This is a genomic window from Pseudocolwellia sp. G5-9, from assembly GCF_055808995.1.
In genome coordinates, this window is record NZ_CM147893.1 from 1,760,396 (window position 1) to 1,776,580 (window position 16,185).

At 34.5% G+C, this 16,185-nt stretch carries 9 protein-coding genes; 7 read left to right on the forward strand and 2 right to left on the reverse strand.

Going from position 1 to position 16,185, the window contains the following annotated elements:
- Nucleotides 1-117 precede the first annotated feature (117 nt).
- The 3 genes from AC0L5Q_RS07630 (at nt 118) to AC0L5Q_RS07640 (ending at nt 8,255) form a co-directional block, all read left to right on the forward strand.
- Nucleotides 118-2,913 carry an insulinase family protein gene (locus tag AC0L5Q_RS07630; RefSeq protein ID WP_473616780.1) on the forward strand — a complete coding sequence of 932 codons (2,796 nt, stop codon included), beginning with the start codon at nt 118-120 and terminating at the stop codon, nt 2,911-2,913.
- Between the two features lie 220 nt (nt 2,914-3,133).
- Nucleotides 3,134-7,711 (forward strand): EAL domain-containing protein, encoded by a 4,578-nt coding sequence (locus AC0L5Q_RS07635; RefSeq protein WP_473616784.1) that lies wholly within the window; start codon nt 3,134-3,136, stop codon nt 7,709-7,711.
- 244 nt (nt 7,712-7,955) lie between these two features.
- A complete protein-coding gene (locus AC0L5Q_RS07640) occupies nt 7,956-8,255 on the forward strand; it encodes a hypothetical protein (protein WP_473616788.1) in 300 nt (99 codons plus the stop codon).
- Nucleotides 8,256-8,862: 607 nt separating this feature from the next.
- Here AC0L5Q_RS07640 and fadJ read toward each other — a convergent pair.
- Nucleotides 8,863-11,031, reverse strand: a complete 2,169-nt coding sequence (gene fadJ / locus AC0L5Q_RS07645; protein ID WP_473616791.1) for a fatty acid oxidation complex subunit alpha FadJ — start codon at nt 11,029-11,031, stop codon at nt 8,863-8,865.
- Nucleotides 11,031-12,338: an acetyl-CoA C-acyltransferase FadI gene (gene fadI, locus AC0L5Q_RS07650; protein ID WP_473616793.1), complete on the reverse strand. Its 1,308-nt coding sequence runs from the start codon at nt 12,336-12,338 to the stop codon at nt 11,031-11,033. The genes fadJ and fadI overlap by 1 nt, the downstream gene beginning before the upstream one ends.
- Nucleotides 12,339-12,680: 342 nt before the next feature.
- Between fadI and AC0L5Q_RS07655 the strand changes: the two genes are divergently transcribed.
- The 4 genes from AC0L5Q_RS07655 to AC0L5Q_RS07670 are packed head-to-tail and all read left to right on the forward strand — an operon-like array spanning nt 12,681 to nt 16,184.
- A complete protein-coding gene (locus tag AC0L5Q_RS07655; protein WP_473616795.1) occupies nt 12,681-13,637 on the forward strand; it encodes an AAA family ATPase in 957 nt (318 codons plus the stop codon).
- Nucleotides 13,638-13,666: 29 nt separating this feature from the next.
- Nucleotides 13,667-14,689 carry a DUF58 domain-containing protein gene (locus AC0L5Q_RS07660; RefSeq protein WP_473616797.1) on the forward strand — a complete coding sequence of 341 codons (1,023 nt, stop codon included), beginning with the start codon at nt 13,667-13,669 and terminating at the stop codon, nt 14,687-14,689.
- On the forward strand, nt 14,677-15,192 hold the full coding sequence (locus AC0L5Q_RS07665) for a DUF4381 domain-containing protein (protein ID WP_473616800.1): 516 nt from the start codon (nt 14,677-14,679) through the stop codon (nt 15,190-15,192). The genes AC0L5Q_RS07660 and AC0L5Q_RS07665 overlap by 13 nt, the downstream gene beginning before the upstream one ends.
- Nucleotides 15,189-16,184 (forward strand): vWA domain-containing protein, encoded by a 996-nt coding sequence (locus tag AC0L5Q_RS07670; RefSeq protein ID WP_473616802.1) that lies wholly within the window; start codon nt 15,189-15,191, stop codon nt 16,182-16,184. The genes AC0L5Q_RS07665 and AC0L5Q_RS07670 overlap by 4 nt, the downstream gene beginning before the upstream one ends.
- The last annotated feature ends 1 nt before the right edge of the window (nt 16,185 follow it).

Sequence of the window (16,185 nt, forward strand, 5' to 3'; positions counted from 1 at the left end):
ATATAATGGACTCATCTTATTCCATACGGTAATTTAAAAGCTAAAAATAGATTACAACACATCGCTTAGTTTTCGTGTGACGTATAAAAATACAACAAACTAAAGCGGGAGCCTCCTTTGAAAACAAGCCCTAATGATCATAAGCACTATTTAGCTATTACGTTAAATAACGGTTTACGTGTTTTATTAATAAATAATAATGAAACCAAAAAGTCTGCAGCGGCACTAGCTGTTAATGTTGGTCATTTCAGTGATCCTTGTGACAGGCAAGGCTTAGCTCACTTTTTAGAGCACATGTTATTTTTAGGAACTGAAAAATATCCTGATGGTAGTGAATATCAAAAATTTATTAGCCAACACGGCGGAAGCAATAATGCATGGACAGCAACAGAGCATACTTGTTACTTTTTAGATATTAATCATCAATTTTTTGAAGAAGCTTTAGACCGTTTTAGTCAATTTTTTACCTCTCCCCTTCTCTCTGAAGCATTTGTACAATCAGAAAGAGAAAATATTGATGCTGAATATAAATTAAAATTAAAAGATGATATTCGACGACTTTACGATGTGCATAAAGAAACCATCAATCAAGCGCACCCTTTTTCAAAGTTTTCTGTTGGAAATCACGAAACACTTGCTGATAGAAACAACAAAAGTATCCAACAAGAAATAAAAGCATTCTATAACAAGTATTATCAAGCAACAGCAATGACACTTGTTATTGAAGGCCCTCAATCACTTAGCGAGTTAAAAGTATTAGCTGAATCTAAATTTTCAAATATTCCCAACACTAAAAAACAGATCAATAAAATCAATTCCCCATTATATTTACCAGAGCATCAATCAACATTAATTAATGTAAGCCCAGTTAAAAACGATCATCAGTTAATTATTAGCTTTGCAATGCCAGCGATAGATGATTTATATAGAAATAAACCCGAATCAATTTTAGCTTACTTATTAGGGCATGAAGGTATAGGAAGTATTTATTCTTTATTAAAGAAAAAGCAATGGATAATAGGGTTAACGGCGGGTTCTGGAATTAATGGTTCGAACTTTAAAGATTTTAATATCAGCTTTCAGTTAACACCCATAGGTGAGAAATACATAAACGACATTGTCACAATTGTTTTTCAATATATTCAATTAATGAAAGAAAAACCTTTAGCTGGTTTTTATTATGAAGAAAAACAAACCTTAGCTAATATTGCTTTTCAGTATGCTGAAAAATTAAAACCGCTAGACTCCGTTTGTCAATTAGTCATCAACATGCAACATTATCCAGAAAATGACTACATTTTTGGTGATTACGCTATGGATGAATACCGCCAAGAAGAAGTGAACAATTTACTGCAATACTTATCTCCGAGTAATATGCGTCTTATTCATATAAGCAAAGAAAATACCTTTGATCAAACTAGTAAATGGTATGAAGTTCCTTATATGGTATCTAAAATTAACACTGAATTATTAAATCTTTGGGAAAATTGTCAAACTATCGACGCTTTATCACTTCCCGGTAAAAACCCTTACATAATTAAAAATCCGTCAGTATTATCAAATGAGCTTACCGAACAAGAAAAACAAAGTTTACCTTCAGTACCTACATGTATCGACAAAGAGAATGGTTATGAACTGTGGTTTAAACAAGATGCAACATTTAGTGTTCCAAAAGGTTACGTATATATCGGTATTGACTCGCCTATAATCATTCAATCAAATGAAAACATTGCAATGACTCGGTTATTTGTTGATCTATTTAGCGACTCTATTATAGAAAAACATTACGACGCAGAAATAGCAGGCATACAATATCATTTATATGCACATCAAGGAGGAATGACACTACAACTCTCAGGTTTTACTGACAAACAAAGTCATCTACTTACACGATTATTGGAAGACTTAAAACAAAGTGAATTTACTAAAGAGCAATTCTCTTTACTAAAAAAACAATTAATTCAACATTGGAAAAATACTGATACAAGTAAATCAATTTCACAACTTTTCTCTTTTTTAAGTTCATCAATTCAACCTAACAACCCAAGTAGCAAAGAATTAGCAAATACATTAACAAAAGTAACATTTGAGCAATTCACTCTATTTATCAATAATATTTTTGAACATGTTTCTGTAAAGTCATTAATACATGGAAATTGGCACAAAGAACACGCTAAAAATATAGGGAATATAATTAAAGAGTTTTTCATCAATAATATAGATAGAAAAAACAGCGTTAGTCCTTCAGTAATTACAATAAAAGATCAAGGTAGAATCACCTTTCCTATTGTATTACCGCAGCATGATCATGCCACAATCACCTATTACCCAATGCCAAATAAAGATTTACAGTCTGTAGCAAAAAGCATGTTAACCAGCCAATTGTTATCTCCTTTATTTTTCCAAGAAATGCGTACCGAAAAACAATATGGTTATTTAGTAGGTGTTAATTTTATTCCTATTAATAGATACCCCGGTATTGCTTTTTATATCCAGTCACCTAATACGGAATCTACACACTTATCAATAGCGATTGATACTTTTATTAATAACGCCTATGAAAATATTGAAGAAATGGAAACCGAACATTGGGAACATGTAAAACAGGGGCTTGCCAGTCAGTTATTAGAAAGAGACTCTAGTTTACGTATTAAAAGCCAGAGGTTTTGGGCTGCTATTTGTACCGATGAGTGTAATTTCAATCAAAAAAAACAACTCATCAAAGAAATTAATAAATTAACCTTACCTGAGATAAAAAGCTTTTTGAAAGAAACATTAAAAACAACAAACTCACCAGACAGAATTAATTTATTATCTTTTACAGACAAAGATCAATTAGAAAGTAGTCACTTAGAAAATAAAAACATTACAAATACTTTATATTTATTAAATAATTACGCAAGAAAACATTAAACCTGCCGATAACATTAATACATGGGTCAGTCTATTTATGTCACCTCCTTATATTATGCCAGCTCTAGTGAAGAGTTGACTTAATCACAGTCATGACTTTAAATAGCAGTGTGATACCAAAATAATTATAAAATCATAGTGATTACGCGTTTAAAATATGAATAATTTAGACGAGTTATTGTGATCATTTCTAAACGCATATACTTTCAAGGCTGTTGTAGTGTTTATTGTTTTAAGCCGTCTTTGGGCTACCCCATTAAAAAAAGTGATTTTTACTTTCTCATTATTTTTTGCGCTGTTAAGCTCAATAAATTACGTATTTGCTAATGAAAGCATTAGTGCCCCTCAATTAAAATTCAAATCATTAACAATCAAACAAGGTTTATCACAAAGTTATGTTTTCGATATAGTCGAAGATAAACAAGGCTTCATGTGGATAGCTACACAAGAAGGCCTCAATAGATACGATGGTAAAGAGTTTGTTCATTATAAAAATAATATATTAGACAAAAATTCAATTGCTAATAATTTTATACGAAAAGTTTTTATTGATAACACTGGCGTACTTTGGATAGGCACCCAAAATGGCTTAAGTCGATATAATGCTAACACCGATAATTTTGAAAACTTCTATCATGATAAAAACAATACAGCGACTCTCCAAGATAATATTATTTGGGATATATACCAAGATCAAGAAAATGTAATTTGGGTAACGACCGCATCAGGTATTCATTACTATACCGAAAAAGATAATAGTTTCAATCCAGTTAGAATTCGAAATCATGAGAAAAAACTTAAAGAAATCAAAGTTTTTTTTCAAGACAGCCAAAAAAACTATTGGTTAGGTACATACGAAAATGGCATTTATATCTTAGGTGAAGACTTAACAAACGCTATATCATTACAATCAGAAAACAAGTGGGGGTTATCGATTGATGCTAACAAGTTATCTGATATTACCGTAGTAGATAATGATTATTGGCTAGCTACAGACAAAGGAGTGTTTATAGTTGGTAAAGACTATAAGCTCAAAAAACATTTGACTACAGAGTCAAAAAACTCTCCTATTTCATCTAATATTATTAAATCAATTATTCAAAAAGATGATACTCAAGTTTGGATTGGAACACAAAACGGCTTAACAACCTTTAATTTGCATAATCAAACAACCGTTCAATATAAGGTAGACGAATCAAATAATTCTTTAGTAAATGATCTTATTCATAATTTATATAGAGATTCATCCAATAAAATATGGATATGTACGGATGGGGGGCTTAACACATTTTCTCCTATTTCGATGAGTTTTAAACATCACCTGTTTGATAATAAAGCAAAAAGTCAAATATTAGATGCTTTGGCTGAATTACCAAATGAAAATATACTTTTAGCTAGAGGTGATGGAGCTATATTTAGTTTCAATAAACAAGAAAGCCATAAACTTCCAATTCAACTTGAAGAAAGTATATTCAATATACTCAGTCAATCTTCCGACAATATTATTGTTTTAACCATTAATAACAACTTATTTGAATATAATTTAGTTAAAAACGCATTAACACCACACAAAAAATGGAAATCAAACTCTAATTACCCTTACGAAAGTAGTATTGTTTTAGCTAACAATGCTCTTTGGTACTTCAATAATGAGAACATACTCACTAGCTACGAATTATCAACACACGAATTTACTAAATATCAAACGAATATTAACAACCAAGCCTACCGCACCAAAATAACAAGCCTTTATTTAGATAAAGCTGAAGATGGAAATTTTATTTGGGCGACTTCAATAGATAATGAAATCGTAAAGTTTTCATTAGAAACAAAATTATTCACAAGCATTTATAATATACAAACCAATAATTACCTGATTAGTAACTCAAAAAGTTTAATAAAATCAGGTAAGTGGTTGTGGTTAGGTTCTTTTGATCAAGGCATTTTATTGTTTGACACCGAGACACAAGAATCTCAGGTATTTAACGAAAGTAATAAATTAACTAACAATACCATCAATGGTATGTTTGTTGATGATAAACATAATGCTTGGTTTAGTACCAACAAAGGTATTTCCTCAATTAATCCCTTTAAAAAAACAGCAATTAATTATGGTGAACAATTTGGTATTGAAGCAAATGAATTTATTAACGGTAGCATTTTATATTCATCTGAAAAGGTAGCCTACTTTGGCGGACTCAATGGATTTCATAGTGCTAATTTAAATGAAGTAACAAGTATAAAACAAAAAATACATCAGCCTATTATTACCAATTTATTAATCTCTAATAAAAAGGTTGATATTAAAGCTAAAACCGAAAATGATAATCAAATCAACCAATCAAAATTTACATTGGCCAGCCACTTAAATAATACAGACACACTGACCTTACAGCATGAACAATCACCATTTAGTTTAGAGTTTATCTCACCTAATGCTAAAATCTTGAATCAGATAGAATACCGATATCGTTTAAAAGGTTTAGAAACAAACTGGATTGAAACCGACGTTAATAACCGGAGGGCCACTTATACCAATTTAGACGCGGGTTCCTACGTATTTGAAGTTCAAGTTATAGACTTATTAAACCCAACAATAAGCCAAACTAAAACATTAAACATTACCATCATGCCCCCTTGGTGGTTATCTAAATCAGCTATTATCTTATATACCTTATTTACCCTTCTTTTGTTTGGCTATTTCATATTTCAATTAAGACAAAAACGTTTATCTCATCTTCAAATAGAACTCAGTGAAGAGCGCTTAAAGCTTTCGTTATGGGGAAGTGGTGATGAAATGTGGGATTGGAATATTAAAAGCGGTAAAATATTCCGTTCTAATATATGGGGAATATTAGAATTCCCTCAAGATGGAAAAAGAAACGTCGGTGCAGAACAAACCAATATACACCAGCACGATATTCCTAGAGTTAGAGAAGCCTTAGAAGCGCACTTTAACAAACAAACCGATCACTTTGAGGCAACCTACCGAGTAAAAGATAAAAACGAGCGATGGATTTGGGTGCTTGATAGAGGAAAAATCGTAGAGCGAGATGATACTGACTCTCCAACACGTATGACAGGTACCTTAAAAGATATTAGCCAAATAAAAAGAGCGGATGAACGATTAAAATTATTTGCAAAATGTATTGAAAATATATCTGATGCTGTTGTTATTTTTGATCGTCAATTTACAATTGTAGATGTAAACAAGGCCTATCAACGTATTACCCAAATCAATAAAGCGGATATGCTAGGTAAAAGCTTACGATTTGTACAATATCCAGAAAGCTTCACTCAAAACATCAAAAAACATCTCATTACACAAGGTGGTTGGCATGGTGAAATTGAAGATAAACACGCTAACGACGATATTTATATCATCGATTTAAATATCGACATCATTAAAGACGAAAACAATAATATTTCTCATTTTGTTGGTGTATTTTCAGATGTTACAGAGCGTAAAAGAAATGAAGCCGAATTAAGAAAACTGGCTAATTCTGACACCTTAACAGGATTACCTAATCGCTCTTATTTCCAAGCGAATCAAACACGATTAGTAAAAACTAAAGTCCCTCATGCTTTATTAGTTTTTGATCTAGATAATTTTAAAAAAATAAATGATTCAATGGGTCACGGTGTTGGCGATGCTTTATTATGTAAAGTTGCGCAACGCATTATTGCCTCAGGGAGAAAAAAAGATACTGTATATCGCCTTGGTGGTGACGAATTTAGTATCATTGTTGAAAACACCAATGATATTCACACCATAACCACTATAGCTAAAAACATACTTAAAACTATCGCTCAACCGATGAAATTAAAAAATCAGGAAGTGGTACTTTATAGCAGTATCGGTATTGTTTTATTTCCTGAAGATGGCGCTTCGTCACAAGAATTACTTAAAAATGCAGATACAGCGATGTATCACGCTAAAAATACAGGTGGTAATAAGTATCAATTTTTCAGTGAGTCTATGAACAAAAAAGCCGTAAAAAGACTCCAAATTGAAAACTTAATTCGTTATGGATTAAAAGAAGATTATTTCTCTGTATTTTATCAACCTAAAATAGAAATAAGCACAGGAAAAATTGCAGGTATGGAAGCGCTAGTTCGGTTTGAAACACCTTCAAAAGGGATCATCAGCCCTGTTGTTTTCATCCCTGTATCAGAAGAAACAGGCCAAATTATTGATATTGGTGAAATCGTTTTAAGAAAATCTTGTTTTGCCACTAAAAAATGGGTCGACTCAGGTCTCTTTGAAGGCAGGATAGCCGTAAACCTATCTGCTGTTCAATTTACCCAACCCAATTTGGTAGGCATGATTTCAGATATACTCAAAGAAAGTCAACTGCCTGCAAAACATCTAGAATTAGAAATAACAGAAGGAACTGTTATGGACTCACCACAACAAGCCATTGATACTATGTTACAAATAAGAGCTATGGGTATTCACTTATCATTAGATGACTTTGGTACGGGGTATTCTTCTTTAGCTTATCTAAAAAAATTCCCATTAAATACCTTAAAAATAGATAAAGCCTTTGTCGATGATATTGAAACATCAGAACAAGGAAGAAATATGGTAGCAACTATAGTAACAATCGCCCATAACTTAGGTTTACACGTTGTAGCAGAAGGGGTTGAAACCAACCAACAACTCAGTTTTTTATCGGGTTTACGTTGTGAACAACTTCAAGGTTATTTATACAGCAAACCTTTACCTGAAAATGATTTTCAAAAATATTTGCTGTCACATCAAATCACTAATAAATCGACTTCATTTAATAACTAGTCAGACTCATACTAATCCCCTCTTACTGCTCAAGATGCATATTCAGAATATTGACTGCAAACTATCTCACTAATTAATTGAACGGTATTACTCGCGTCAAAATTACGACTTATCACTTCACCATTTAATTGATGTCTTGCTATACAAGATGTAGAGCCAACATTTAATTAATGGCATGTATTTCGCTTTACTCATTATGCTAATAACAATAGCACTAATAATAATTAATAAACGAGGAAGAAACATGCTAAGTTCAATTATTTTATCACTAGTAATGGCACAACCAGCTCCAGTTGCAGATGTAAACCAAATCGAATTAAAAGAAGCTGCTCGCCGTGGTTACCGCATGCACGATACATTTTCTATCGATGAGGCTGCTCGTCGTGGATACCGCATGCACGATACATTTTCTATCGATGAAGCTGCTCGCCGTGGATACCGCATGCACGATACATTTTCTATCGATGAGGCTGCTCGTCGTGGATATCGCATGCACGATACATTTTCTATAGAAAAAACGGCTCGTCGTGGCTATCGCATGTAGGAGGCAATATGATTTCAATTTTTAAAGCTTTATTCACTCAAAAACCAAAAGAAAAAACTATTGCTGATCGCATTGAGATTAAAGAAATGCCAGCAAATTCATGGTGGTCTTAATCATTGATTACTCATTATAAATAGCGTCACAGGGATGTTCGCCATTTTATTATTTATACTTATCTACTTTAATATTAAGCTCTAAATATCAAACTATTAAACCCAAACTTCTTATTTATTTTCATTCTCTTTTGCATACAAAACATTGGCCATATAAATGGACCAAACAGCATACCAGCTAGAGTCCAACGCTTATAACCTAAGCCACTTCTTAATGCCTGACAATAAAAAAAAGCCGCACAAACTATCCCAACAACGAATAAAAGAAACAACATAAATACAGCCAACCTCAAGAAGAAAATAGAGTATAAACTCTTAATATTTTATGGGTGCGAAATATAGCAATTATCAATCACTGCCTCAAGACAAAAGCTAGAACAAATTCAACTATCTATATACAAAAAAAAGAGGCATTAAATTACCTCTTTTATGGAAAAAACAGTCCTATAATGCGGCTATTTCTAACCTATCTGCTACTTTTTAAATAGACTTAATCAATGCTGCTCTTTATTCTCTTGTGCCATTTTGATCAAAGCTTCACATGGAGTATAACGCTCACCGTACTCTTGTGCCCAAAACTTTAATTTTTCAACAATATAATTCGCTCCTATTTTATTTATATATTGAAACGGACCACCTAAAAATGGAGGAAAACCAATACCAAATATAGCACCAATATCACCATCTCTAGTACTTCTTATAATTCCTTCATCTAAACATCGAGCAGCTTCGTTTAGCATTAAAAATACAGCGCGTTGACTAATAGTTTCATTTGATAATTTAGCGTTTTTAACAACCCCTAATAAAGCATAAATTGATTCATCTGCTTGTTTACCTGTTACTTTTTTTCCATAACTGTAAAAGCCCTTGTTTGATTTTTTACCTAAACGACCATCATCAATTAATTTATCAAACGCAGGAGGAGTGGCAAATCGATCACCTAACTCATTATATAAAATAGGACTGATTTTTGAACCAACATCAATACCTACTTCATCAAGTAGTTGTAATGGTCCAACAGGAAAACCAAATGACACTAATGCCTTATCTATGGTTTCAATAGCTTCACCTTCTAGCAGCATAAATGCAGCTTCATTTACATAAGGCGCTAAAATTCTATTCACATAAAACCCCGCTTTATCGGCTACAACAATAGGCGTTTTACCTTGTTTTTTAGCAAATTCAACGGTAGTAGAAATCGTTTGTTCTGAAGTGTTTGCATGAGGAATAATTTCTGCCAAAGGCATTTTATCTACTGGTGAAAAATAGTGTAGGCCAATAACATTTTCAGGCCTTTCGGCTTTTTCTGCTATTTTTCCAATAGGTAAACTTGAAGTATTACTCGCAAAAATAGTCTCTTCACTACAATTTAGTTCTACTTCTTTAACCATATTCTGTTTCAAATCTAAATCTTCAAATACAGCTTCAATCACCATATCGCAATGTTTAAAACCCGTATAATCAGTAGATCCTGTAATAGCTGAAAGCTGTTTTTGCATTTCGCTCGCACGAATAAATCGACGTTGAACTTTTTTATTCAATAGCTTGTAGGCATACTTAAGTGCGTAACTAATCCCTTTATGTGAAATATCTTTAATACGAACGGGAACATTCGCTTTAGTTGCTGTTACAAAGGCGATACCACCTCCCATCAGCCCACCGCCTAATACACCTACACTGTTAATTTTTTTAGGTTTAACACCCTTAACACCGTATTCTTTCTTCATTTCAGTTGTAGCAAAAAACAACTGACGTAACTGCCCTGAAATCTCACTCTTAGCTAATTCACCAAAATGATTAGCTTCTGTTTGATAGCCTTTAGCTGAAGCTTCTTGAACTCCCACTTTTACGCAATCAATAATCTTAAGGGGAGACGGATAATTCCCTTTTGTTTTAGACAAAACAGTTTTCTTAGCTTGACTAAAAATAATACTACGACCTAATGCATTGCCTTCTAACAACTTATCCATCAAAGATATTTTACGTGTTGTATTTAAATAGCGTGCGTTGACAGACAAAGACACCTTGTTAGATAAAATAATATCTTCAGCTGTTTTTATTAATATACTTTTAGGAACTACATGATCAACCAAGCCAGATTTTAATGCTTGAATTGGGCGTAAGTGTTTACCTGTTAGCATCATATCTAAAGCTTTTTGAATACCAACAAGTTTAGGTAAACGTTGCGTACCACCACCGCCAGGTAGCAAACCCAGCTGAACCTCAGGTAACCCTAAAGCCGTTTCAGCACTATCGCTACATACTCGTGCATGACAAGCCATAGCTAACTCTAAGCCACCACCTAAACATGCACCATTAATCGCCGCAACAATAGGGATAGATAAAGTTTCAATTTGTTCAAAAACCGCATGTGCTTGTCGAGACAAAGCTTTAGCTTCTTCTACAGACTCACAATTAGCAATCATTGTAACATCTGCACCAGCAACAAAAGAGCTTGGTTTACCGCTAAGCAGTACAATACCTTTAATTGAATCGTCAGCTTTTATTTCAGACAACACACCCACAACTTGTTCAGCAAATTCAGCTTTTAGCGTATTCATAGCATCGCCAATAACATCCATAACCAAGTGGGCAATACCGTTATCCTGTTTGATCAATGTGAATGTACTTTGAGGGTTTTCTTTAATTGCTGTTTTAGTCATTAGTCTGTCTCCACTATCATTGCTACGCCTAAACCACCTGCCGCACATGCCGTGGTTAAACCTGTTCCACCACCTCTTCTGTTTAATTCATTTAACGTTTGAACAATTAAACGTGTACCTGTGGCCGCAAACGGATGTCCATAAGCTAGCGAGCCTCCCATTACATTAAATTTGTCCATATCTATTTCACCTATCGCTTTATCTCTTCCTAAATGTTTTTGAGCAAATGATTGACTACCAAACATTTTCACGTTAGCTAAAGCTTGTGCAGCAAAAGCCTCATGCATTTCAATTAAGTCTAAATCTTTTAACTCCATGCCCGCTCTTGCGAGTGCAATAGGTGTTGAAAAACTCGGTCCCATCAACATATCTTCCCAAACATCAATGGCAGAAAAACCATAACTTTTAATATAACCTAACGGCTTATAACCTAGCTCTTTTGCTCTCCCCTCACGCATAAGTAAAATAGCAGAAGCGCCATCGGTTAACGGTGAGCTTGTTGCCGCTGTAACACTGCCATATTTACGATCAAATACAGGGCGTAATTTCGCGTAGCTTTCCAAAACAGAATTTTCACGAATACAATTATCTTTATCAATAAAGCCATTATAAGGTTCGCTATGAGCAACCATAACCTCACCAGCCAACTTCCCTTCAGCCCAAGATTGCGTGGCTAAAGTATGAGAACGATGAGCTAACGCGTCTTGCTCTTCTCTTGATATGGAATAAGTTTTTGCCATTTGCTCAGCCGTTTGCCCCATTGAAAGACCCGTTGAGTATTCAGCAACAGCAGGGGGAACAGGAAGCAGATCTTTAAAACCTAACCGTCTAATTAAGGCTAATTTTTGCCCTAGCGTTTTCGTTTTAGTTAAATCTAATAAGGTTTTTGCCAGATTTTTAGTGACCCCAACCGGCGCTACCGAAGTAGAATCAGCCCCCCCAGCAACGCCTACATCAATCATACCTGCCATAATAGACTCGGTAATATTTACGGCTGATTGAAAGCTTGTTGCACAGGCCCTCGATACACTGTAGGCATCGGTACGAACATTCATACCTGTACCTAAAACTATTTCGCGTGCAATGTTAGGAGCTTCAGGCATTTGAACCACTTGACCAAAAACTAACTGCTCAATAATATCAGGATCAATGTCATGCTTTTTAAGGAGTTCATTAACAACCATTTTACCTAAATCAACAGCAGGCACTCCATGAAATGCAGTTGCTTGTTTTGCAAATGGTGTACGTAGTCCAGCGACAACTGCGATACGCTCGCCACTTGATGTGACTAACTTAGTTTGTTTCATATTATTTCCCATTGATAGCGATTGGTATAAATTCTAGCCATAAAATCTTAAAACATCTTTTTATATTATTTAAAGCCAAGAGGTCCGACCTCTTAACTATTGATTTAATTCTAACCTTTTTTTTCAAATATTCAATAAATATAACGTCTCTTAATTTGTTTACGTTGTTAAATTTTTAAATATTAAATGAAAAACTTACTTACAAATTGAGACTAGCAGTTGTTTTCTAAATGATTAACCATATATCTGTACAAACTATGAGTGCTTTATCGTTAATTTTGCAAAAATCGTTAACATTAAAGCCTTTTAACCCCAAAACTAAGAACTAATTAAGTATTCGTTATGGCAATAGCACATTTCTCATCGTTAAAAGAACATTTATCTGAACAAATTATTGGACAAAAAGCATTAGTAGAAAACTTACTTATTGCTTTATTAGCTAATGGACATTTAATTGTTGAAGGTCCTCCAGGCTTAGCAAAAACTCGAGCAGTAAATGCGTTAGCAGATGGTTTAGAAGCAGACTTTCATCGTGTGCAATTTACTCCTGACTTATTGCCAGCAGATTTAACCGGTACCGATATTTATCGTCCTGAAGATGGAACCTTTGTATTTCAACCGGGCCCACTTTTTAGGAACTTAGTATTAGCAGATGAAATTAACCGTGCGCCAGCGAAAGTACAATCAGCTTTATTAGAAGCGATGGCGGAAGGACAAATAACTGTTGGTAGAAAAACGTATCCGCTACCTGAACTTTTTCTAGTTATGGCCACACAAAACCCTATCGAACAAGAAGGTACTTACCCTTTACCTGAAGCACAACTCGATAGATTTTTAATGCATCTTGAAATTGATTACCCCGATGCTGAAAGTGAGTTAGCTATTTTAAAACTGAATCGCGGCGAAGCCTTAAAAGAAGCTAAAAAAGCCATCAGTGTTATCTCGCAAGCCGATATTTTTTCAGCTCGCGACGAAGTCATGAAAATTCATATGGCGCCTAGTATTGAAAACTATATTGTTGATTTGATCATGGCAACTAGAGCACCTGAAAAATACGACGATAAATTAAAGCTTTGGTTAGCTTATGGCGCCAGCCCAAGGGCAACTATTGCTTTAGATCGATGTGCACGAGCCAGAGCATGGTTACATAACAGAGACTTTGTCAGCCCTGAAGATGTTCAAGCCGTATTTCATAACGTATTAAGACACCGAATTTTACTGACATACCAAGCTGAAGCTGAAGGTATAACCAGCAATCAATTACTTGATCATTTATTAAGTTTAGTTGCTGTTGCTTAGCCCCATTTATATAAAACAAGAAAAACATTATGTGGTTTAGTCAGAAAAAACAAAAAGTAACGCAACATAATACAACGCAAGTATTAGCGAATATACTCTCAAATGGTATTGATGTGTCAATTAATGAACTCATTCAATACCAAACGAAAACCTCACTAATTAATTTAGCCGCTCGAAAAGATCTACACGGTAAAATGTCAGGTAATTACCTTGCCCGAAGTAAAGGGCGTGGAATGGAATTTGATGAAGTAAGACACTATCAAACCGGCGACGATATTAGAGCTATTGATTGGCGAGTTACAGCGAGAACAGGCATAACCCATACAAAAGTATTTCGTGAAGAAGTAGAACGCCCCGTATTTATTGCAACCGACTTAAGCGACAACATGCTTTTTGGTAGTCAATTGTTATTTAAATCAGTTCAAGCATCACATTTAGCAGCATTGGTTGCATGGCATGCAAAAGAACGCGGCGACCGTATTGGCGGAATTGTGTTTAATCAGTATAAACATACGGAATTAAAGCCTCGCAGCCGCCAGCAAGGCGTTTTACATTACCTGTACTCGTTATCAAACATTCATCAAAACACCTCTGAAGCATTATTTAATAAGCACTCAGAGAATGGTATAAACGAAAATTCAGCCCAAAAATCTTTTGATGAAAACTGTGGACGAATAAGACAGCTATCTAAACCCGGAAGTTTAATTTATTTAATTACTGATGGTAATCATTTATCGCAAGAATCACTTAGGCACTTAACCAATATAAGTCGTCATTGTGAGCTCGTTGTATGCCTGATTAGTGATCCACTTGAAGTCGAACTTCCAAAAAGTGATAAAAAAATCAATGTAGCAGTAACTGATGGTAAGAAAAAACAGCAGCTATTAATTGGCGATAAAAACTTAGCTCAAAAATACAAACAGCAAGCAGAAGAATTAACCCAAAATAAAGAAGCATTACTCGCTAAAGCGGGTGCTCGTATTTTACATTTTTCTGCTGGTACAACCTTAGAAACTCAATTAAAAAATGGGATTACGTCGTGGACCCGTTAGCACAACTGCAAGATATTCAACTACCCGATAAAATACACAACTACCCAATTGCAATTGGTTGGTGGATTTTAGCTATTATTTGTATAGCGCTGCTCTTATTTATTAGTTTTAAAATAATTAAAAATAAAAAGCTAAAACACTCTCAGCAGCAAGCCATATCAAAACTTAGCTCTACCGAAACAACGATAGAAGAATGTGTTACGGTACTAAAATGGGCCGCTTTACAGTATTTTCCAAGAGAAAACATTGCAAATTTATACGGCGAAGGGTTTCATTTGTTTCTACAAAATACACTGCCATTACAGCATCAAGAAAAATTTAAAACATTAAGCGCCGACTCATTACAAAACATGTACCAAAAAAATAGCTCAGTTGAAGAGAATGATAATTTTCATCAAGCATCAATATATTGGCTGAAGCACGCATTACCTCCTAAGAACAATGTAGCTACTACAACAAATAGTTTAGCGACAAATGAAGCATTACCGGAGAGCAAATCATGATCCATTTTGAATGGCCATACCTATTTTTTGCTCTACCACTTCCCTTACTTATTTACTGGTTACCGTCAAAGAACAAATCAGAAGTTGTTCCTTTAAAGGTACCTGTATTACTCGAAGGTATGAATAGCGCTACCGCTACTACTTCAAATAAAAAAGCATCATTAATATTACTCTCTATTATTTGGATATTATTAGTGCTGGCATCTACTAGACCACAATGGCTGGGTGAAGCAGTAAATATTCCTTCGGAAGGTCGAGAAATGATGATAGCCGTTGACCTTTCAGGCAGTATGCAAGTTGAAGATATGTCATTAAACGGTCGAGCCGTGAATCGCCTTGATATGCTCAAAGTGCTATTAGGTGACTTTATTGAAAGAAGAACAGGCGATCGCCTAGGTTTAATTCTTTTTGGTGATGATGCTTACATGCAAACGCCCATGACTTTTGACCGTAAAACCGTACAACAAATGCTCGACGAAACAGTATTAGGCTTAGTAGGTCAACAAACAGCCATAGGTGACGCTATCGCTTTAGCAGTAAAGCGGTTTAACGAAGCAGAAGAATCTAACCGTGTTTTACTGCTACTTACCGATGGGCAAAATACCGCAGGAAAAATAACACCTGAAGAAGCATTAGAAATCGCTATTGCTAAAGATGTTACCATCTACTCAATTGGTATAGGGGCTGATGTTATGCTTCAACAGTCTATTTTTGGTACTCGACAAGTTAACCCTTCAAGCGACTTAGATGAAAAATCTCTTAAAAATATGGCCGAAAAAACAAATGGGCATTATTTTAGAGCGAGAAGCAGCGCTGATTTAGCACAAATTTATCAATTACTCGATACACTAGAACCCGTAGAACAAGACCAAAAACAAATGCGCCCTCTTAGCGCTTTATACTACTGGCCTTTAGGCATAGCACTGGCTTTATGCTTTATTTACTTAAGTTTAATAAATATTACTTCTCGCATATCAAATAGGAGTATCTAGC

Bases quoted from the DNA above. Each gene is read 5' to 3' on its own strand.
- AC0L5Q_RS07640 (WP_473616788.1), top strand. From the start codon at position 7,956: ATGCTAAGTTCAATTATTTTATCACTAGTAATGGCACAACCAGCTCCA.
- fadJ (WP_473616791.1), bottom strand. From the start codon at position 11,031: ATGACTAAAACAGCAATTAAAGAAAACCCTCAAAGTACATTCACATTG.
- fadI (WP_473616793.1), bottom strand. From the start codon at position 12,338: ATGAAACAAACTAAGTTAGTCACATCAAGTGGCGAGCGTATCGCAGTT.
- AC0L5Q_RS07655 (WP_473616795.1), top strand. From the start codon at position 12,681: ATGGCAATAGCACATTTCTCATCGTTAAAAGAACATTTATCTGAACAA.
- AC0L5Q_RS07660 (WP_473616797.1), top strand. From the start codon at position 13,667: ATGTGGTTTAGTCAGAAAAAACAAAAAGTAACGCAACATAATACAACG.
- AC0L5Q_RS07670 (WP_473616802.1), top strand. From the start codon at position 15,189: ATGATCCATTTTGAATGGCCATACCTATTTTTTGCTCTACCACTTCCC.